Origin of the sequence: Paenibacillus sp. FSL R7-0026 (assembly GCF_038004485.1) — a bacterium.
Classification (GTDB): domain Bacteria; phylum Bacillota; class Bacilli; order Paenibacillales; family Paenibacillaceae; genus Paenibacillus; species Paenibacillus xylanexedens_A.
The window spans coordinates 584,576-603,473 of the sequence record NZ_JBBORG010000001.1 but is presented as its reverse complement, the minus strand read 5'-3'; the positions used below and the strand labels follow the sequence as shown (position 1 = coordinate 603,473).

19 protein-coding genes are annotated in these 18,898 nt (G+C 48.4%); 4 read left to right on the top strand and 15 right to left on the bottom strand.

The genetic code is table 11. The features are described 5' to 3' along the window. Positions 1–9: 9 nt before the first annotated feature. The 13 genes from MKY44_RS02860 to MKY44_RS02800 all read right to left on the bottom strand — a co-directional run bounded on the left by MKY44_RS02860 (position 10) and on the right by MKY44_RS02800 (position 12,492). Positions 10–987 (bottom strand): LpxL/LpxP family acyltransferase, encoded by a 978-nt coding sequence (locus MKY44_RS02860; protein ID WP_341005967.1) that lies wholly within the window; start codon positions 985–987, stop codon positions 10–12. Then, on the bottom strand, positions 984–2,117 hold the full coding sequence (locus MKY44_RS02855) for an arginase family protein (protein ID WP_341005966.1): 1,134 nt from the start codon (positions 2,115–2,117) through the stop codon (positions 984–986). The genes MKY44_RS02860 and MKY44_RS02855 overlap by 4 nt, the downstream gene beginning before the upstream one ends. A 33-nt stretch (positions 2,118–2,150) precedes the next feature. Further along, positions 2,151–3,536 carry an MATE family efflux transporter gene (locus tag MKY44_RS02850; protein ID WP_341005965.1) on the bottom strand — a complete coding sequence of 462 codons (1,386 nt, stop codon included), beginning with the start codon at positions 3,534–3,536 and terminating at the stop codon, positions 2,151–2,153. Between the two features lie 13 nt (positions 3,537–3,549). Next, on the bottom strand, positions 3,550–4,503 hold the full coding sequence (locus tag MKY44_RS02845) for a hypothetical protein (protein WP_341005964.1): 954 nt from the start codon (positions 4,501–4,503) through the stop codon (positions 3,550–3,552). Further along, positions 4,496–5,653: an acyl-CoA dehydrogenase family protein gene (locus tag MKY44_RS02840; RefSeq protein ID WP_341005963.1), complete on the bottom strand. Its 1,158-nt coding sequence runs from the start codon at positions 5,651–5,653 to the stop codon at positions 4,496–4,498. Before MKY44_RS02840 ends, MKY44_RS02845 begins: the two co-directional genes overlap by 8 nt. Continuing rightward, entirely contained in the window at positions 5,653–6,387 is a 735-nt protein-coding gene (locus MKY44_RS02835; RefSeq protein ID WP_341005962.1) for a hypothetical protein, read from the bottom strand. The genes MKY44_RS02840 and MKY44_RS02835 overlap by 1 nt, the downstream gene beginning before the upstream one ends. A 24-nt stretch (positions 6,388–6,411) precedes the next feature. Continuing rightward, positions 6,412–7,359, bottom strand: coding sequence for a ketoacyl-ACP synthase III family protein (locus MKY44_RS02830; protein ID WP_341005961.1), 948 nt, complete (start codon positions 7,357–7,359; stop codon positions 6,412–6,414). A 19-nt stretch (positions 7,360–7,378) separates the two neighbouring features. Continuing rightward, complete coding sequence (locus MKY44_RS02825) at positions 7,379–8,134, bottom strand: hypothetical protein (protein WP_341005960.1); 756 nt, start codon at positions 8,132–8,134, stop codon at positions 7,379–7,381. A 116-nt stretch (positions 8,135–8,250) separates the two neighbouring features. Further along, a complete protein-coding gene (locus tag MKY44_RS02820; protein ID WP_253505386.1) occupies positions 8,251–8,511 on the bottom strand; it encodes an acyl carrier protein in 261 nt (86 codons plus the stop codon). A gap of 15 nt (positions 8,512–8,526) precedes the next feature. Further along, positions 8,527–9,816, bottom strand: coding sequence for a diaminopimelate decarboxylase (lysA, locus tag MKY44_RS02815; RefSeq protein WP_341005959.1), 1,290 nt, complete (start codon positions 9,814–9,816; stop codon positions 8,527–8,529). After that, positions 9,817–11,211 (bottom strand): ATP-grasp domain-containing protein, encoded by a 1,395-nt coding sequence (locus MKY44_RS02810; RefSeq protein ID WP_341005958.1) that lies wholly within the window; start codon positions 11,209–11,211, stop codon positions 9,817–9,819. Next, the gene (locus MKY44_RS02805; protein ID WP_341005957.1) at positions 11,147–12,154 is read right to left on the bottom strand and encodes a 3-oxoacyl-[acyl-carrier-protein] synthase III C-terminal domain-containing protein; all 1,008 of its coding nucleotides are present in this window, start codon (positions 12,152–12,154) and stop codon (positions 11,147–11,149) included. The genes MKY44_RS02810 and MKY44_RS02805 overlap by 65 nt, the downstream gene beginning before the upstream one ends. 116 nt (positions 12,155–12,270) lie before the next feature. Then, on the bottom strand, positions 12,271–12,492 hold the full coding sequence (locus MKY44_RS02800) for a hypothetical protein (protein ID WP_047840312.1): 222 nt from the start codon (positions 12,490–12,492) through the stop codon (positions 12,271–12,273). A 188-nt stretch (positions 12,493–12,680) separates the two neighbouring features. On the opposite strand from MKY44_RS02800, the gene MKY44_RS02795 reads away from it, so the two are divergent. Further along, positions 12,681–13,931, top strand: a complete 1,251-nt coding sequence (locus MKY44_RS02795) for a helix-turn-helix domain-containing protein (RefSeq protein WP_340019070.1) — start codon at positions 12,681–12,683, stop codon at positions 13,929–13,931. A 26-nt stretch (positions 13,932–13,957) separates the two neighbouring features. On the opposite strand, the gene MKY44_RS02790 is transcribed toward MKY44_RS02795, so the two are convergent. Further along, positions 13,958–14,152: a hypothetical protein gene (locus MKY44_RS02790; RefSeq protein WP_143760385.1), complete on the bottom strand. Its 195-nt coding sequence runs from the start codon at positions 14,150–14,152 to the stop codon at positions 13,958–13,960. 137 nt (positions 14,153–14,289) lie between these two features. Beyond that, positions 14,290–14,709, bottom strand: coding sequence for a metallothiol transferase FosB (fosB, locus tag MKY44_RS02785; protein ID WP_341005956.1), 420 nt, complete (start codon positions 14,707–14,709; stop codon positions 14,290–14,292). A gap of 155 nt (positions 14,710–14,864) precedes the next feature. Here fosB and MKY44_RS02780 point away from each other — a divergent pair, with 155 nt between their 5' ends. The 3 genes from MKY44_RS02780 to MKY44_RS02770 all read left to right on the top strand — a co-directional run bounded on the left by MKY44_RS02780 (position 14,865) and on the right by MKY44_RS02770 (position 18,875). Further along, a complete protein-coding gene (locus tag MKY44_RS02780; RefSeq protein WP_036607429.1) occupies positions 14,865–15,764 on the top strand; it encodes a glucose 1-dehydrogenase in 900 nt (299 codons plus the stop codon). A gap of 124 nt (positions 15,765–15,888) precedes the next feature. After that, positions 15,889–17,499 carry a gamma-glutamyltransferase family protein gene (locus MKY44_RS02775; protein ID WP_341009769.1) on the top strand — a complete coding sequence of 537 codons (1,611 nt, stop codon included), beginning with the start codon at positions 15,889–15,891 and terminating at the stop codon, positions 17,497–17,499. A 368-nt stretch (positions 17,500–17,867) separates the two neighbouring features. Further along, positions 17,868–18,875 carry a BMP family lipoprotein gene (locus MKY44_RS02770; protein WP_341005955.1) on the top strand — a complete coding sequence of 336 codons (1,008 nt, stop codon included), beginning with the start codon at positions 17,868–17,870 and terminating at the stop codon, positions 18,873–18,875. The last annotated feature ends 23 nt before the right edge of the window (positions 18,876–18,898 follow it).

Genomic DNA, 18,898 nt, shown 5'->3' with positions numbered 1-18,898 from the left:
CACTTCCATCTACGAACTGATATTATAGATTGCTCCACTGTCCGTGTTCAGACCGAGCTGTCCAAAACCATCAAGTGGCTTGGAAATCCAGTCCACACGGCTGACTGTTTCATCAGTAATTGACGTTTCATCATCTCGCCAGTGAATGACCTGCTGGTGATGCCTGTCCCAGAAACGCCACAATGCTGGCTGGCTTAACAGTTGCTCGCGAAATGGCTCGTATATCCTATCAGCAGAAGCCTGAATATCCTGATCCAATACAACCGGTGGCAGAAAAACGATCTTGGAACGAAAGTCCTCTGTAAGAGTCATAAAGTATACACATACTGGCTTTTGTGTTTTGGCCAAAATACGAAAAATACCACTTCGAGTGCTAATTTTCGAACTTAGAAAAGGTAGTTCAACAGCATGGTTATCCGTATTGAATCCGGTCTGTCCATCTACAAAAAGACTGAATGATCCACCTTTCCGCAAATGGGAATACAGTCTGATGCCAATCATCTCATCCTCCGCATTGAGCAATTCCGCACCTGCATACTTACGGATGGCCTCCCAACCGGATAGCTTCTTCTCCTGTTCCACTGTTTCCTGCTCGGCGATCAGATAGAATGGAAGCTTGGCAGACATATGGCCTGCACGTATTTCCTGTCCAATCGTAATCATATTGTGCCTCACAAAACCATAATGCCAGGTTAATAATGCACCACCTTCACGCAACGTTGCCTGCAGATGTTCCCGCCCCTCTACCTCATCCCACTCCATAAACGAATAGGGGCTTTTCTTGTGCTCATTAATTGTACGAAGAAATGCGAGATAGTCCATCCAGATGGACTCAGCAGACTGCTTCGGCTTAAGCGGAGCCATCTCCTTGATAATGTTCATCAGTGCATAAAAGGACCCCAAATGAATGCCATCCTGTCGCTCCTTATGAAGTTCATCTCTGACCTGTTCACGGTACATATCATATAAAGATCTAAAGTTCATCATCTACGTGTCCCCTCCAAGGCTTGAGAAACTCTAAGAGCATCCTTTCCATGTCGCAGGTAATTTCGATGCATGCCATCCATCATATACGTAAGCATTCTGAGGGCCATCTCATATTGCCCCGGAATGCGTTCATCCGATTCTGCTTCCTGCCCTTCCACCATATCAAAGCCCACATAAGGCAAGGAGGATTCCAGCGCTGCGACCACACAGTTTCGGGTGTTAAACCATGACGGGCCTCCACTGATAGGGAAATCAACATAAGGAAAACTTCCAGGATCAAGACAATCTAAGTCAAACGATAAATAGGCCGCTTCCGCCTGAAACTTGTGCTGTATATCAAGCAGGGTTGTCCGCACTCGTTCCGGGGTCATCTGTTCTGCAGGAATCTGAACCAATTTGGGATGTTTGTACATCTGATCTACAGAACGAAGGCCGCGCAGACCAATCTGCACGACTGCGACGATACCGTCCTCCGTCAGTAGATGCCTCACAAAATTGGCATGATGCATCTCATTCTGATGAATAGCATCCACCCCGCAATCATGGTGGGCATCAAACTGGACGAGTATGATTCTTGCATTAGATCGACTCAGTATGGATTTCAGGATGGAATACGTAATGGAATGATCCCCACCAATGCAGCACAGTAGCGCCTCTTCCCTTTCCGTATATACCAGAGCTGAGTTCAGACCCTTCGAGTAGGAAGAATCCGTATCATCTGTTTGGCAAGTACCCAAATCCTGCATCATTACTGATTCAAGCAATCTCTGGCCACTGCCAATGTCATATAGTCCTGATATACGGGATTGCGTCAGAGCTGGATACATTACCTTTTTCCATGATTCGGCCCGAAGAGATTGCTCAAATCCCGCGACTTTTGATCCCTCCATACCTGAACCTCCCGAATAGGGAATACCCAGCATATAGAGATGCGGTGAATCTTGACCTACGAGAGGGTTCAGTGAAAAATAAGGCTCATCTGGAGGATCAATGCCCTCTAGCTGGGGGATAGGACGTGTCTCCAATTCTTCAGCGGGTTCAATCTGATAGAACTGGCTGAACGTCTCATCGGCTGCAATCAACGTATCGCCGATGCGGCGTACCAGGTATGCAGGTTCCGGAGCTTTCATAAAGAGACCTCCTCTATTGGATATTGGTTATATCTAGGTCGAATAACTCTGAGCAGCTAGACCCTCCTGCTCATCCACGTCAGTTGGCTTATGCCCGGATGAATCTGCATAGTCCTTTTTGAACAGCCTGATCACGGGTAAAATGCATAATAAACTCGCTGTATTAACAAAAGCAATGACGCCATAGAAATATCCCACATGATCAAAGATTCGTGTCAGCCCCCACCCTGCAACAATAATAAGCAGAAAATATACAGCATTCATAAGCAGGGCCTGATAGCCGCGTCCGCTCTGTTCCATGGTAAGCAGCGTTGTCATCATAGGACCCATGGTGAGATAGGAAAGGGAAACCACTGCCAGATATCGGGCCGCTTCTGCACGGGATACGGGGTCCGCAATCAGAAAAGCTGTCAACGGTTCCCGCCATACCCAGATGGATACGGCAATTACGGCATAAAGAATGAATGACTGTACCAGGCCTCTGCGATAGCTCTCGTATGCACGTGGTCGATGAGCCTCTTTGAGATTATGATTAATCATAATCCCGATAGCCGATCCAATAACGATTCCGGGCAGTATAGCCATCGTCTGAATTCGGTATCCAACTCCGAATCCAGCAACTACCCCTTCCCCAAATCGACTGACGATTTTGTTGAAAAAGAAAGTACTCAAAAAGATAAGACAGTACGAAATAAATACGGGAATGCCTACCTGCTGAAGTGCAATGAGATGTTTCCACACAAATGTTATCCGTTCATACACAAATTCCTTCCTCAATATCAGAATCAGAAGGCTTATGAGCAAAGAGAGTGTTGAAGAAATAAGATTGGCGTATACAATTCCTTTCAATTCCATTCCAGCCACCGAAACGAACCAGTACACCAGCATAATGTTGAGCGATGCCGTGCCTACGGAATTCCACGCTGCCGCTTGAGCCCGGCCCAACCCACGCAATGCGGCACCACCCACCGCTGCGAGCACAGCGGGCACACCTGCTGCCATCATGCCTGCCACATAAATGGTAAACATAGGCCTTACATCCATAGGGACGGCATAAAACCAGGAGAGAAGTGGCGACACCAGCATAACCACACCACCAGCAACAATTGAAAAAATAGCTGCGCTGCCAAGCATATGCCCAAGTAGCGATGTAAAAGCCCGCGAACCCTCCGCTCTGCTCCGTGAGACAGCAACCTGAACCGATAATTGCATGGCTTCCACAAGCGCAATCATGATAAAGGAAATGGGAATATACAGTGATAGCACATATAACACGGTCTGACTGGTATGACCCATAAAAAAAACATTGACCAGCTGCGTTGTTACGTTAACCAAAGAAGCGAGCAGCATCGGTATTGCAGTGCGGATTAACAGCCGGTTCACCGATCCCGAAGTGTAATCCAGACCTTTCAAATTCAATCCCCTCCTCCATTCATGATGTCTTCACTTCCTGATGTAGTGTGAGACGACTCAGGACAGGCATATGTACTACATGTACACAGCAGGCTGATAACAGCCGTTCGCCATCCCAGGATATCAACAGAACACGATCATCTACCTTTATGTTTCCGCTCTGTAATTGTTCAGCGAGCTGTATCCACACGTCCCCACTTTGGTAATCGATGGTTTCAGGTACGTGGTAGACTGACTTGATCAGGGACATGTCTGGCTTCGAATAAGGGATTATGTGTCTACGTAAACGGGATTGAAGAAGAATATTCTCCGTCTGACCAGCATCCATGAACTCATCTATAATGGATATAATCTCTGAAGCCATAACACTCCCTTCGATATCGTCAACCGTTCTCTTTCCTATATAATTCACGGCAAGAGCACCGGACTGTCTGTTTAACTCCAAGGCAACAGCCATATCAGACAGATCTCCGGGAGAATCGTGCTCTTCAATCACACGTTGTTCCGCCAGAACAAACATCCCCCGTTCCTCTCTCCCTAGTGTCCATGCTGCAGCCTGCATTCCTTCCGTAGCAGCGAGTGGTCCCATATGGGAAAGTGCCAGTGGATAGTCCACCTTCCAGGAGGTAGACTCCAGGATTCGGGCCAAAGGTGGATTCATGGCGTAACGTTCAGGATAGGTCTGGGCCAAAATCAGCAGATCCCAGCGCTCACTTGTACCAGAAGCCAAAGATTCCATGACAACTAGCGCAAGATCACCGGCAGTTACCCGTTGATCATCGGATCGCAAAGAACGGGTTCGCACAGTAGACCTGTCATAATAGTTCTCTTCCATATATATGTGTGGGGATAAGTAATAGTAATCTTCCACATCGAGCGTGTCCGTGGTATACAAGTGATCTTCGGCCGTAACCCAACAGATATGATTAACATAGACAGACATCGCACGAGGGTTATTCAGCGTATCAGGCATGCTTCATTTTTCCGTTGGCATAGGCTTGGAAAACGTTGATCTTCTGAATGGAGGTAGTTCCTTCCATGAATTCGAAGGCACGCGCATCCCGATACCATTTATTCAATAAAGGATGGTCAATCATGGAACCAGGTCCCATCAGGTCAAGCGCCAGTTCCGTGGCCTCCTCAGCCAGTGCTCCAGCACGAATTTTGCTCAGGGAAGCCAGATACCCTTTCTGCACATCCGCATCAATCTCCGCCGCTGCGCTACGAATCATGCTACGGAGTGAATGCAGGCGCATCTCCAGTCGCTCTAACTCCACCTTCTCCCTCTCCGAGAAAACAGACCTCTGCTCCTTCACATAATCATATGCTGCCCGTGCGACTCCAAGCGCAAGTGCAGCGACACCAGGGCGCATACGATGAAAGGTCTGAAGCGCGCCCCATAATCCACGCTTGGTTGGACTGAGATGACGCCCGATGATATCTTCCTCAGCCAGCGGAAAACCATCCAACGTGAGGTGACTCAATTGCACACCTCTAACCCCCATCGTATCCAGAGGTGTGGCGCTGAATCCCTGCACAGACGTGTCTACCAGCGCGATCTGGATGCCGAGAGGCGTACGATTGGTCTGAGCAAATACCAGTCCGATGCTAGCACGACTACCATTACCGATATAGAACTTCTGTCCGTCAAGGTTCAGTCTGCCTTCCTTGTTCCGCGAAATTCGTGTGCCAATACCCGTAGCATCCGAGCCCTTTTCCGGTTCAGTAAGAGCGAAGAATGACCACGTGGGTCCCTTGAGAAAATGAGAATAGTACCGCTCCTTCTGTTGTGAGTCAGCCAGAGCTGATATGATTACACTGGACATTGATGGACCCGGGCTCCCGAGAAATACACCGGCATCACCTGCTGACAGTTCCTCAATCGCGATAACTCTTTCCAGACAGGAAAGACCATAATATCGTTCCTGACCTAAAGTGACGATCGGTTCACCGCCATATTCCGGCGGGATCATCATGCGATTGATGGTTCGCAGAGATGCCAGATGTGTGAACTCAGCTATACGCTCAGGTTCACGGTCAATGACCAGGCCAATATCACGTAATTCCGTGGCATATTGTTTCATTTCCTGCTCAAAAACAGCAATGGTAGATCGTGTAATCATCAGAAGGCCTCCTTCGGAATGAGCAGCATATTTTTGACCATTTGACCTGCATACACGTAAGCCGAGATCGCATGTCGCAAATAGCCAAATCCTCCTCCAAGACGCTGCAATTGACGGAAGGCCTCATCCAGTTCTTGATGAACCCATGTACTTGTACGAGCCTCCGTAATGTCTGATTGCTCTAATACGAATTCATCCGACTGAATAGTCTCAGCCATATATAGTACAGTCAAAACATCAGCAATCATGCCCTTGACCAGTTGATGCTGAAGTGTGGATTGCCCCCCTGAGTTGCGACTGGATAGATGATTACGCACTTGCTCCAATCCAGCGCTGCACAGTTCAGTACGGAAATAAAGCATACGTTTTCGAAGATCAGCTATATCACCTGTGACATCATCTTGTCTTTCAAAAAATGCCACACCTTCATTCCGAAGTTCCGATATTCGGTAGAGTAAAAGACCTGAAGGCTCCAACATCCGATCTTCCACCCGATCCGCACGTACCTGCTTCCATTCGTAGATATGGCCTGTCTCTGCATGACATATCCATGGCCCACTTTTCACGAGTTCAGGTGTCGCCACTATTATCCCCCCTTGGCATAACAACACGGGACGTGTATCCAAACGCAACATTGTTGCTTCCAGCAGATCTGTTACAGTGGGTACCGGACGACCTGCGGCCTCTGTACCAACCGGCACAGTACCTACCTCATCAGAATTCAAGACTGACATATGCACTCCTCCTATTACTCATGATCAACAATCTCCATGCTCAATTAACGCAAAACCAAAAAAACTGCCCAGCCCAATGCTGACCAGTACGGACCTCTCCCCCTTATGCACCCATTCATTCTCCAGCCCGGAGCTTAGATTGATGAACGCATCCGTGGAGAAGGTATGTCCAATCCGCGGGATATTATCCAGGTAAATTTGTTTTTGATCCACGCCTGTACGCTTTGAAAACTCCTTCCATGTAGTCCAATTGACGTTGTGGGGAAAGATATGATCTACATCATGAAGTGTCAGGCCCTCTGCTGACAGCAGCTCTTCCATGCCTCGAATGATATGATCCACGTACAGCTTGTTAAATGACGTCATCTCTTCCACTTCCGCATAATATCCGGTATGGAACCTCGTATCCCGAAGAACATGAGCAGCCTGTAATACGTGCTGACCATGGTTTCTGGATAGAAGCATGGCAACAGCCGAGTCACCCAGAATCGTAGACTTTCGAATATATCTCCAGTCGGGTGGCATGAAGTTAAACTGATCGGCACATACCAATAAAACATTACGAATATCAGGCTGTGTACGGGAGATTCGTTCAAGCCATTGAAGAGCGGCTATCGAGGACGCACAGTTCATCTGTGAAATACTATAAAAGGGGATATGCTCGAGCCCATATTCACTCAGAGCCCGCTGCAAGGGCCTATAATCCCCTGGTGCTTGTACATGTGCAGAATGGGCATAGAGCACAAGGTCAATGGCAGGCAAAGGTTGTCTGTCAACAAGCTGTCCAATCGCGCGAACGATAGAATTATCCAGATGCTGACCCGGAGGGGTAACGGGAACACCGTTCAGACGATGATATTTGCGCAGTAATTGAAGCTCTCCTTTACCCAGTCCCAAGGATTCGAGGATAACCTCGGGCTCTTCGATCTGATCAGGCAAATACACACCGATATCCACTATACCCAGTCCCATCACGATTCCCTCCTCCTGATTACAGCTCTTCGTATCCACCTGCATGAATGAGAAGTGCATAGATAAACTTGTCATCTGGCTCCAGGTGCATCAGACATATGTATTCATCTGTGCACCGATCTTCAAGAAGTTGCTTCAGACCAAAGAATGGTGCAGCGCTCCAGTGGGCAGGATCGTAACTCCCTTGCCAGCCTGTAGCATGAAACCATTCGGTACCGGACACTTCCTGCTCCAACAGCGGATGGACAAGAAGCCTGATCTGAGCCAGATTAACGGATACCTGAACGCAAAGCCTGTCCAGCAGCAATTCTGCTGTCTCGGCAATCGAACTCTCGGCATATTGTATTTCCACACCAACAAGGGACGAACCGCCTTCTGCCAACCGATCCAGAACCAGAACAGCTCCCGTGTCGGGTTCTACAACCTCGCCCACTCCTTCCGTCTCGTAGGGAAGAGACGTCTGATCAAGCACAAGCAGCATTCCCCGATCGTAATTGCCGCTGTTCAGATAATGCTGGAGCATATGAAGTGCAGCGAACGGTGCACCGAAACCCATATCGTTCACGGCAAAACTCAGGAACCGTGCCTGATAACGGTCCATCAGGTAGTTGACAATGGAGATATCTGGACGAATATTGGGAAAATGATAGGCCAGCAGGAGAACATCCACGTCTCCCATGATCTGATCCAGCCCCGACTCTTCGAGCAGTAGTACACTCATATCATGATAGGCATTGTTATAACGACCCTCCAGCAGATGAAACCGGGGTACCACGGGGGACCCCGCCAACAAATCACTGTGAAATCTTAACAACTCCGGATGTTCGAACGGAGGCTGCTTGTCCGTAAACAGCCTGACCTTCATGTCCCGGATGGTAACAGGCGCCGCCATCAGGCAGCAACGAGTTGCTTTTCGATATATACGGCTAGCGAACCCACTGTGTTAAATACATCTGGCTCCAGTTCATCCGGGTCGATCTCCAGCCCCTCAATACGGTCTTCCAACGTCATCAATAGTTCCAGAACAGACGTTGAATCCAGATGAAGTTCATCAAATAAAGATGTATCCCATGTAACAGCGTGGTTCTCTTCCATATTCAGCACTTCGGCAAGGGCACCTTTGATTTCTTCAAGCAATACTGCGGTTGTCATGATCATCATCTCTCCTTATCTGTTGGTTACTGCGGAATGTGAAACAGGGATCAAACGCTGTTTGCCCAGTAGATCTTCGGGAGTATCCCTTTCCCGAATCAGATGGGCTTCTCCACCACTAATCATCACTTCAGCCGGACTTCCATGACTGAGAAAATGGGTCGGTGAAGCAGTAGGGCCGTAGGCACCGGAATGAAATACACCAATTAAATCCCCTTGTTCAACGGGAGGCAGGTTTACTTTTTTGCCAATAACATCATTCGGTGTACACAAAGGGCCGGTAATATTAAACTCTGCAACCGGGGATTCACCGTAACGTGACAAAGATGCAATCGGGAAATTGCGCTTCACATAAGAGCCGATTCCGACCGCTGCCATATGACAATTGGTACCACCATCGGTTACAACAAACATCTCTCCATACGACTCCTTGACATATAAGGCTCGGCTAACCAGCATCCCACTGGTTCCCACCAGATACCTTCCCAGTTCCATGAACAGTCTGATGTCAGGATGTTTTTCCTTGAATTGTTCGAACAAAGGGTTCAATTGTGCAGACAGGGCAGTCACAGACAGCGGCTGTTCTCCCTCGTAATACGGAACTCCGAGACCACCGCCCACATCTACCATCTGCAGCCGAATGCCCAGTTGCTCCTCCAACCGTTCGGCAAGCTCCAGAATGTGGCGTGTGTTCTCCACAATAGGTTCCACGTCAAGCATACGGGTTCCCATGTATACATGCAGACCGATAATATCCACATGTGAGCATCGTTCCAATTGCTGTCGTCCCTGCATCACAGTATCCTCATCCATGCCAAACTGGCGTGGTTTGCCACCCATCGTGAGCCGTGATCCCTTCACGGTAAAAGAAGGATTGATTCTCAGTGCCACGGGGACAATCCGTCCCTCTTCAGCTGCAATGGCTTCAATGCGGTTAAGCTCCTGAAACGATTCACAGACGATTGCGTAGATGCCATGACGAATGCAAGCGGTTATCTCCGCGTCGGTCTTGCCTGGTCCGAGGAAGATTATACGCTCCGGATTTGTACCCGCCTGTAGTGCGGTATGTAATTCGGCCATGGAACAGACCTCTGCCTGGGCTCCAAGCCCCTGAAGCAGGTGAACAATTGAAATATTGGGATTAGCCTTTAATGAGTAGAACAATTCCACCTTTGGAGTCAGCAGGCTGCGAAGTTCTTCATATACTCGCTCTAATACCTCAGCGTCATAGACGTATAATGGTGTACCGAATTGTGCAGCGATGGCCGAAATCGCAAGCCCTTGAATCTGATAATCTCCAGACATCTACTTCACCTCGTTTATGAATGATAACTTGGCTTCAACCGCAGCATCGGTCGCCCGTAGCTGCTCAGCCGAATGAGCAATAATGACACCATAGAGACGACCAGAGAACACACGATCTTTACCTTTGAAGGCCGCATTGACCGTTGCAAAATTGTTGATAAGTATCCCCTCGCCCTTCAGCGGATCAAATAACAGAGGACCAAGTGTTGACCTTAACTTTCCATAATCCAGGCGGTGATTCAAACGAAGTGTATATTTTTTGGCCAAAGCTAACATCCCCTCAGGAATCCACTGGTTCTGGATCTCAGTCTGATACGTCGACATGTTAAACCTTGCATTGATCTCCAGATTAGGCCACACACTTCCGTCCTCATCCAGAATGGCATCGATACCGGCTACACCGTAATATCCGTCCCGATGGAGCGCAGCCCCAATCTGCAATGCCGCATCCCGAATCACCTCAATCTGCGCAACGCTGAGACGTGGTGGCATGAGATGCCCCTGATGAACACCCTGTTCGACCAATGATTCCTTCACACCAAGAAATTCAACCTCACCACTCCGATGAATTAAAATCTGGTAATTCAGATCACATGTTTTGTTTATCCACTGCTCCAGCACATAATTCACAGCTCTTGTCCCATTCTTGCTTGCCTGTTTCTCCAGTAATTTCATGCATTTGTGGAAACGGGCTTCATCTGCAATAACGGTGATTCCCTTGCCCGAGACGCCCATCGAATCCTTCATGACAATACGCCCGCCCTGTTCCAACACGGATTTCATATCTTCAAATCCGGACGTAAGTTCCTCCAGGGAGTAACACTCACAGCCAGGTATCTGACGGATACCCAGTTCGGCATTAAGCCTTCGGGAGTAGCCCTTATCATTGACTTTGCGGAAAATGTCAGCCGGTGGTACGGCAAGGGGAATACCTGTGCGTTGGGATAGTTCTTCTTCCTGATCCGAGGCTCCGAAGGGAACCAGATAAGCCTGTATATCCTGTCTATCTGTCAGTTCCCGCAGCTTGTCCAGCGTACGCTGACAATGCAGGATGTTAGCTGTAATGTTCAATCCTGGTTCATTATATTCAGTAGCAATTAAACGTGATCGACCAAAGCCGATGGCCTGCGCATCTGCTATAAATCCGGAATCCGGCAGTTCCTTGAGCAATACGATATCTTGTTCACCTGCCAGGAAAATCCCCAGCTCTTCCATCCGGTTTACAACGTCAGCAGCCGAACCAACACTCAGGGAAGGCAACTTCAGTACCCCCTGCTCATTCCAGTATTCTTCGACTTCAAAATTGTTTATATAAACAAAAACAGCTTCATCATGACCTGTAAGCGCCTGCTTCAGCTTTCTCGAAAATCCGGTCAACAGTGTGGTCAATCTCATCACCTCGTTCTTCTGCGAACTGCATCACCGCCACGCTGAATGTTGCTCCCAGCCCAACCGTGACAAGCAAATAGTAGTCGTCCTTCTGCAAAAGCCCCTGATCTGAAATCTCTTTCAGATTAATATAGGGATCGGAACAGAAGCAGTGCCCGATTTCTCCCACATTGGATGTGTACACCCGCTCCAATGGATAGGACAATTGTGCAGCAACCTTTTTCCATGAAGACAGATTCACATTGTGCGGGACAATATAACGGATATCCTCCAACGTCAGGCCCGATCCATCTATTGCCTCGTGAATGACATCACAGAGCTGGGGTGTATAGATTTCCTGAAATTCCTTGAGCGTCTCGGGATCACCTGTCAGCACGTTGCAGAATTGTCCAAGGGTTACGTTTGTAAGCCCCACCATCCTGCTTCCCGGGCCGGATTTACCAACCAGTATGGCGGCCGCAGCTTCGCCCATAACGGTTGTATTGGGGATGAGCTGTACAATGGGACTGAATGTTTTTTCACCTGTTACGATTAAAATATGATCATCCTCTTCCAAAGAGGGCAGCAATGTTGCAGCAACATCCAGCGCAATCAAACCTGAGGCACAGTTCTGCTGTGTCAGTGAAAATGCAATGGCATGATGCATGCCGTAAGCCTGCTTCAGACCTTGCAATACCTTCATTGGAAAGGGGAAATTTTCCTGAATTGTGTGGCAATAAATGATATACTTGATAGAAGATGGAACAACTGTCGGACTGTTTACCACCTGGGCGAGGACACGTCCTAACAGCTTAGTCAGATCACCGTCTTTGTCTTGCGGAACCTGTTTCAGACCGTGAATTTTCTCCAACACTTTGGTCTGAGCTTGTTTGAGTCCCAGGTGTTCGTTCAACTCCCGGACAGGAACGAAGAACTTGGGAATGTATGACCATATTTGCTTGATATGCATCGGTTTAGGACACCTCGTTATACCCATCGTACGGAGCACTCTCAATATAGGGAGAGAGCTTCATCCGAAGCTCTCATCTATTGGACTAACCATAATGCCATAGTAGATACAAGGGATTATGCACGAGCCGCTACTGCACGAGCAGATACCGCACGAGCTGCTACTGCGCGAGCCGATACAGCGCGAGCTGCTACTGCACGGGCAGATACTGCACGAGCAGAGACTGCACGAGCACTAACTTCACGTGTTTCGCCCAGCACGTTCACTTCCGATTGTACTGCTTCCAACTCTTTGTTCTTCAATTGTTCCAATGTAATGGGAGTCGCTTTAATGATCATTGATTTATTCCTCCTTTCGTCTTGGATACTATCATTCTATAATCTCCCAATTTGGATTTAAACTGTAAAAGGAGGTAAATGGATTTCTCGCACGCCTTACCCCTTGTTAATACCAATTCCAAGCATTCAATATACAACTCACATTTCACAAGATAATCACAAACTAATTCAAGGGACGGTGAATGATCATGATCGGACCCAAAATTCGGGAAATCCGGGAGCAACTTGGACTGTCTCAGAAACAACTGGCAGGTGAGGATATGACACGCTCATACATCAGCCTCATCGAAAAAGGCAGAGCCGTTCCCTCTCAGCGTATGTTGAAAATCATTGCTCGCAGACTCAATACACCAATGGAGTACTTCTTGGGAGGAAGTGCAACAACGGACACCGATATTGGTGAAGCTGTCCTGGACAAAGCCAAAGCCTACTATGCTGAGCAGAATGATCCTGCCTGTATCCGTATGGCTCACAAAGTTCTGACTCTGACGGAAGATACACTGGATCAAACGGAGGCCTATCTGCTCATCATGCGAAGCCACAATAGGCTTGGCGATTACCGCCAAGCTCTGGATGATGGGGAAACTGCCGCTTTTACAGTCACCCGAACAGGTGACCGGGAGCGCATTGTCGACTATTACCTGGAAATGGGAAGAGCTGCATTTCATGCAGAACTGTTTCACGCTGCCCGTAAATACTACGAACAGTCCTATACGTACAGCAGCAAACTCAAACATCTGCAAGATAAACATATCCGTTCGTTAACCTTTCTCGGAACAACCCATTTGCGGCTCGGTAACGTGGATAAGGGGCTGGATTATTATCTCAAAGCCGAAAAAGAAGCCCAAATGAGCGGGCAACCGGAGTTATATGGCGAAATTACGCTGGGTTTGGGCAAGGCCTATTATATGTCCGAACAGGACGGACACTTGCTCTTAAGTTATGACTGGACCAAAAAATCGGTAGATTCATATAAACAGGCAAATAGTAAATCCTATGTACTTGCTCTTCACAATCTGGCTGTCATTCAACTTCATATGGGACAAAAAAAAGAAGCCCTTCCCTTGCTGTCAGAATGCGCCGATATCTACGACAAACGCAATCTGCCTCACAAGAAGGCTTCTATATTAGAGGAAATCAGTAAAATCTATCTCGAAGAACGGCAACCTTTACTGGCCGAAACAGCCATCAAGGAAGCTCTTCAACTGCTGGATCAACGAGATGAAGGCATGCTCCGTGCAAAACTATATCGTCTTCTCGGCATTGTATTTCATGAGAAAGACAACACCAATGAAGGCTATTATTTCCTTCGAATGAGTTACGATCTGCTTAAACGCATCCATGCAGATCGTGAGGCTGATATTAGCCACAAACTTTTAATTCTAAGCGGACAAGAACAGAAAATGAACTATGATGACTATAAATCCTATATCAAATAAATACGGCCCCCATCTTCTCCTAACAACTATTCAGGAACAGGATCATTCAGATCAAGCGGGTGCACCGTTATTTGTTTATCTGACGAATAGCCCAATGATACACGGGACTGAAGAGCTTCCCCTGAATTTTGAAGATGTCCATTGTACAATGAAAACAACATGACAATGGCCATAGACAACCCGCTCGCAACAATCCGAAGCTTGAATCTTTTATTATCCACGTCCATCTCTCCTTGTGCATATGGTTTGGCAGCCGAACATACCGTGTACACTTCAGCGAACCTAAGATGTATTGTACGGATAATTGCAATGACTTTAAATACGTTAATTACCATTTACCTCTACTTGCACATGAAACTCACGGATAAAAGGTCATATGATCTTTGTCTTCGCGATAATAATCCAGCCTTTGCTTCATCGTACCTGTATGCAGTTCAAACAAATGACCATCCGGATCAGTAAAATAAACGGATAATGCATCCCGCGGATCTCTTGGCCTTCCGGGAAGAATGTCAGCCCCCGCTGCTCGCAGCTGCTGCACAGACGCATCGAACTCCTCTTCTGTAACGGTAAATGCAATATGGGTATAGGTTCGTTCCGTATAGTTGCGAATAACATCCTCCTGATTCAGGGCGATCCACAGACCGGCAAGCTCAAAATACGCCAGTTTGCGTCCTTTCACCTGAATCTGGGCACCGAGAGCCTCCTCATAAAAGGTAATGGCCCGCTCCAGATTGGATACGGAAAAGCACAAATGATTAATTCCTTGAATATTCATGTGGCTCCTGACACCTCCATCGATTTAAGGATCTATCCTTATTATGGTATATTCTGCGCAAAAAACAACCGCTCTGCTGTTTCCTCCCGCACCTTCTTCTGGGCGAATGCATAGGTTATCCGTATCAATGAACGTTCGAGGAGGATGTAAAGCGAATGAATCCTGTCTATCCTTTTTATGGTGAGAAAACGGTATGCAAGGAGCAAAAGCTGGCATTTCCACCCCAGCATCAGGACCAGCAACCCGGTCTGGAAACCCTGATGGTGCCTGAACCGATCAGTGAAGATCCTGCCTATATCGGCAGCTGCAAACTCCAAGGTAAAGTTGCCATTATTACGGGTGGTGACAGTGGAATCGGCCGGGCGGCCGCCATCGCTTTTGCCAAGGAAGGTGCGGATATCGTCATTGCTTATCTATATGAACGGACAGATGCCGAAAGGACTCGTGAACGGATCGAAGAACTGGGACAGCGCTGTCTCTTAATCGAGATTGATCTCCGCTTAAAGAAAAACTGTGAAGCCGTCATCCGCACAACCATGGAAACCTACGGGAAGATCGATATTCTGGTCAACAATCATGGCGTACAGTATGTGCAGCCAAGCATCGTTGATATTACAGAAGAACAGCTGTATCACACCTTTCAGACCAATGTGTTCGCTTATTTCTTTCTGATTCAGGCCGCTCTCCCCCATCTGTGCAGAGGTGCCTCCATTATCAATACGGCTTCCATTACAGCATATAAAGGCAACACCCAACTGATCGACTACTCTTCTACCAAAGGAGCCGTCGTATCACTGACTCGTGTACTCGCCCAATCGCTCGCTGCACAGGGAATCCGTGTGAATTCCGTCGCCCCGGGACCCATCTGGACACCGCTCATCCCTGCCAGTTTCTCCGCGGAGGATGTACAGGTATTTGGAACAGATACACCCATGGGTCGAGCTGGTCAGCCTTACGAACTGGCGGCAGCCTACGTTTATCTCGCTTCCCGCGATTCATCCTACGTCACAGGTGAATGCATTCATGTCAATGGCGGCGATATGGTAACGACATAGGCTGATGTCAGGTTGGATTTGGCAGGTGTGGCAGGATATCGGTTGTCCAGTTGCGAAGAGGGTTAGGAGTATGATCCGGTTATGCCGGAGCCTGACATCTAGCGACAAGGAGCTGAACAACCTGATGAACTTCGATCCACTCTACCAACCGTACCCCTCTTACCGCGTGCCTGTGTATGCGAAACAAGGCATGGTCGCCACGTCTCAGCCACTGGCTGCACAAGCCGGTCTCGATGTATTGAAAAAAGGCGGCAATGCCATCGATGCCGCCATTGCAACTGCGGCAGCACTCACGGTGCTGGAGCCAACGTCCAATGGCATTGGCGGCGATGCTTTTGCCCTCGTCTGGACCGAGGGCAAACTGCATGGCCTCAATGCCAGCGGCCCTGCGCCTCAGGGCATATCCATTGAGGCGCTTCAAGCGGCAGGCCATACGGAGATGCCGAAGCTTGGGGTTGTTCCGGTGACGGTGCCTGGCGCACCGGCGGGTTGGGCTGAGCTGAGCCGCCGTTTCGGGCGGCTCACGCTGGCGGAAGCGCTGGAACCGGCCATACGCTATGCGGAGGAAGGTTACCCGCTTGCGCCTGGGCTGGCCCGCCACTGGGCAAGGGCAGCCGAGATCTATGCACGCCAGGGTGATGCGGAGGCAGGGCGTGCGTGGTTTGAGACATTTGCTCCAGGCGGGCGTGTTCCCGCAGCTGGAGAGATGTGGCGCTCGCCGGATCATGCGGCGACTTTGCGCCAGATTGGCGAGAGCGAAGCGCGAGACTTTTACGAAGGAGAACTGGCAGAGCGCATTCATTCCTTTATGGCAGAGCACGGTGGTTATCTGACTCGCGAAGATCTGAAGGCTTTCCAGCCTGAGTGGGTTGATCCCGTCTCCGTCTCCTATCGTGGTTACGATGTATGGGAGATTCCCCCAAATGGACAAGGATTGATTGCTCTCGCGGCGCTTAATCTGTTGAAAGGTTACGAGTTCGACGAGAAAGAATCCGTTCTGGCGTATCATCAACAACTTGAAGCCATGAAGCTGGCATTTGCCGATGGGGAGAAATATATTACTGAAGAACGCAAAATGGGTGTGACGGTGGAGGAACTGCTGTCCGAGGCATACGCGGAAGAACGACGCAAACTCATTGGTGATACCGCACGGGCACCTGAGGCAGGCGATCCACGAGCAAGTGGAACGGTGTATCTGGCTACGGCTGATGGTGAAGGCAACATGGTTTCCTTTATCCAGAGTAACTATATGGGCTTCGGCTCTGGATTGGTTGTTCCGGGGACAGGCATTGCTTTGCAGAATCGGGGACATAATTTCTCACTGGACCCTAATCATGCGAACGCCCTGGAGCCGGGTAAACGAACCTATCACACGATCATTCCGGGGTTCCTCACCCGTGGCAGTGAAGCGGTTGGACCATTCGGTGTCATGGGCGGTTTCATGCAGCCGCAGGGTCATGTGCAGGTGGTCATGAATACGATCGATTATCACCTGAACCCACAGGCCGCCTTGGATTCTCCACGCTGGCAGTGGACGAAGGGCAAAACAATTCTCGTGGAACCGGGTTTCCCGCAGCACATTGCACAGGCACTCGCCCGCAAAGGACATGATATTCAAGTGGCACTCGATCCATCCCAGTTTGGACGCGGTCAGATCATCTGGCGCAACCCGGACAATGGCGTATTATGCGGGGGTACGGAAACCCGAGCGGATGGCTCGATTGCGGCTTGGTAAAACTCACGTCATTTTTATAATAGGATGATCACCTTATCATCCGTATAGGGTGCTATTCTATGGCACAAGAGAGATGATTCATGTCATCTCTCTTGTGCCTTTTTTCGACTTCTAACATCAGTAAACAACATACTGTAGATATTTATGTACCCTTTTAACCAGAGAAATGTAAAAATAATGTGTAATTCATGAAAAATACTTATTTTTTCGTAAATTTTCACTACATACCATAAATCACAGTGCCTTTCTAACCGATATAGATAGAGGGAAATCCTCACCATATGTGTCATCATGTACACGCCATTCCCTGGAGCTAAGGAACCATGCAAAACAGAAAAATGCGACTACAGAAATGAGGGTACCAACACATGAAAACAAACAAGAACAGACGCGCAGGTCTAGGTCTCACCATAATGATGATCCTGACGGTACTGATCCTGGGGGCATGTTCAGCCAACAATACAACAACGGCAACAGACACAAGAACAAAGGTTGGGATCGTGCTTACGGAAGTGGGTCTGGGTGACCGTTCTTTTAATGATGCTGCTTTTGATGGACTGGTTCAGGCCAGAAATGAGAAAAGCATTGTCTTTGACTATCGTGAACCGGGCGACAATGCCGAAGCTGCATTTGAAGAGTTTGCGGAAGCCAAATTCGATCTAATTATCGGCCTGAGTGATGCTGTCCAAGCGGATATGGAGAAAGTTGCAGCCAAATATCCTGACCAGCAGTTCCTCATGATTGACAGTCAGTCCGAACTGCCTAACATTGCCTCCATTTCATTCCGGGCGGAAGAAGGAAGTTATCTGGCAGGTGTTATTGCCGCTATGGCTTCAACGGAAGATCATGTTGGCTTCCTTGGTGGAATAGAGATACCGGTCCTTCGTAATTTTGAGCAGGGTTTTAAGCAAGGTGTTCTGGCTGTCAAGCCGAATGCAACCGTTGATGTCGTCTACGCAGGGGACTTCGGTAATGCCGATCTGGGTGAACAATTGGCTGCACAGATGATTCAGGAAAAGGGCGCTGACGTGATCTACGTTGCTGCCGGTCTCACAGGCGTAGGCGCACTGACGGAGATTCAGAAATTAGGGAAATACGCCATCGGTGTAGATACCGATCAATTCTTTTTGGCGGAAAAAGCCATTCTTACGTCCATGCTGAAAAATGTGGATGTCTCTATCTACAATGCCGTTAACACGTTTGTTAAAAACAATCATACCTTCCCTCAAAAGGAAATCGTAGAGGGACTGGCGGAGAAAGCCGTGGGTCTGACTGCTCTACATAATATCACGCTCAGTGATGAACAACAGCAAACCTTCGAAGATCTGAAGGCAAAGATCTCTTCCGGTCAAATCAAAATTACGCTTGATCAATAACCCATCGGATACGAGGAGGTACG

Excerpts from the sequence above, each read along its gene's own strand:
- MKY44_RS02820 (WP_253505386.1), bottom strand. The coding sequence starts at position 8,511 with ATGACAACCGCAGTATTGCTTGAAGAAATCAAAGGTGCCCTTGCCGAA.
- MKY44_RS02810 (WP_341005958.1), bottom strand. The coding sequence starts at position 11,211 with ATGAGATTGACCACACTGTTGACCGGATTTTCGAGAAAGCTGAAGCAG.
- MKY44_RS02780 (WP_036607429.1), top strand. The coding sequence starts at position 14,865 with ATGAATCCTGTCTATCCTTTTTATGGTGAGAAAACGGTATGCAAGGAG.
- MKY44_RS02830 (WP_341005961.1), bottom strand. The coding sequence starts at position 7,359 with ATGGGACTGGGTATAGTGGATATCGGTGTGTATTTGCCTGATCAGATC.
- MKY44_RS02775 (WP_341009769.1), top strand. The coding sequence starts at position 15,889 with ATGAACTTCGATCCACTCTACCAACCGTACCCCTCTTACCGCGTGCCT.
- MKY44_RS02835 (WP_341005962.1), bottom strand. The coding sequence starts at position 6,387 with ATGTCAGTCTTGAATTCTGATGAGGTAGGTACTGTGCCGGTTGGTACA.
- MKY44_RS02845 (WP_341005964.1), bottom strand. The coding sequence starts at position 4,503 with ATGCCTGATACGCTGAATAACCCTCGTGCGATGTCTGTCTATGTTAAT.
- MKY44_RS02770 (WP_341005955.1), top strand. The coding sequence starts at position 17,868 with ATGAAAACAAACAAGAACAGACGCGCAGGTCTAGGTCTCACCATAATG.
- MKY44_RS02860 (WP_341005967.1), bottom strand. The coding sequence starts at position 987 with ATGATGAACTTTAGATCTTTATATGATATGTACCGTGAACAGGTCAGA.
- MKY44_RS02800 (WP_047840312.1), bottom strand. The coding sequence starts at position 12,492 with ATGATCATTAAAGCGACTCCCATTACATTGGAACAATTGAAGAACAAA.
- MKY44_RS02795 (WP_340019070.1), top strand. The coding sequence starts at position 12,681 with ATGATCGGACCCAAAATTCGGGAAATCCGGGAGCAACTTGGACTGTCT.
- MKY44_RS02805 (WP_341005957.1), bottom strand. The coding sequence starts at position 12,154 with ATGCATATCAAGCAAATATGGTCATACATTCCCAAGTTCTTCGTTCCT.
- fosB (WP_341005956.1), bottom strand. The coding sequence starts at position 14,709 with ATGAATATTCAAGGAATTAATCATTTGTGCTTTTCCGTATCCAATCTG.
- MKY44_RS02840 (WP_341005963.1), bottom strand. The coding sequence starts at position 5,653 with ATGATTACACGATCTACCATTGCTGTTTTTGAGCAGGAAATGAAACAA.
- MKY44_RS02855 (WP_341005966.1), bottom strand. The coding sequence starts at position 2,117 with ATGAAAGCTCCGGAACCTGCATACCTGGTACGCCGCATCGGCGATACG.
- lysA (WP_341005959.1), bottom strand. The coding sequence starts at position 9,816 with ATGTCTGGAGATTATCAGATTCAAGGGCTTGCGATTTCGGCCATCGCT.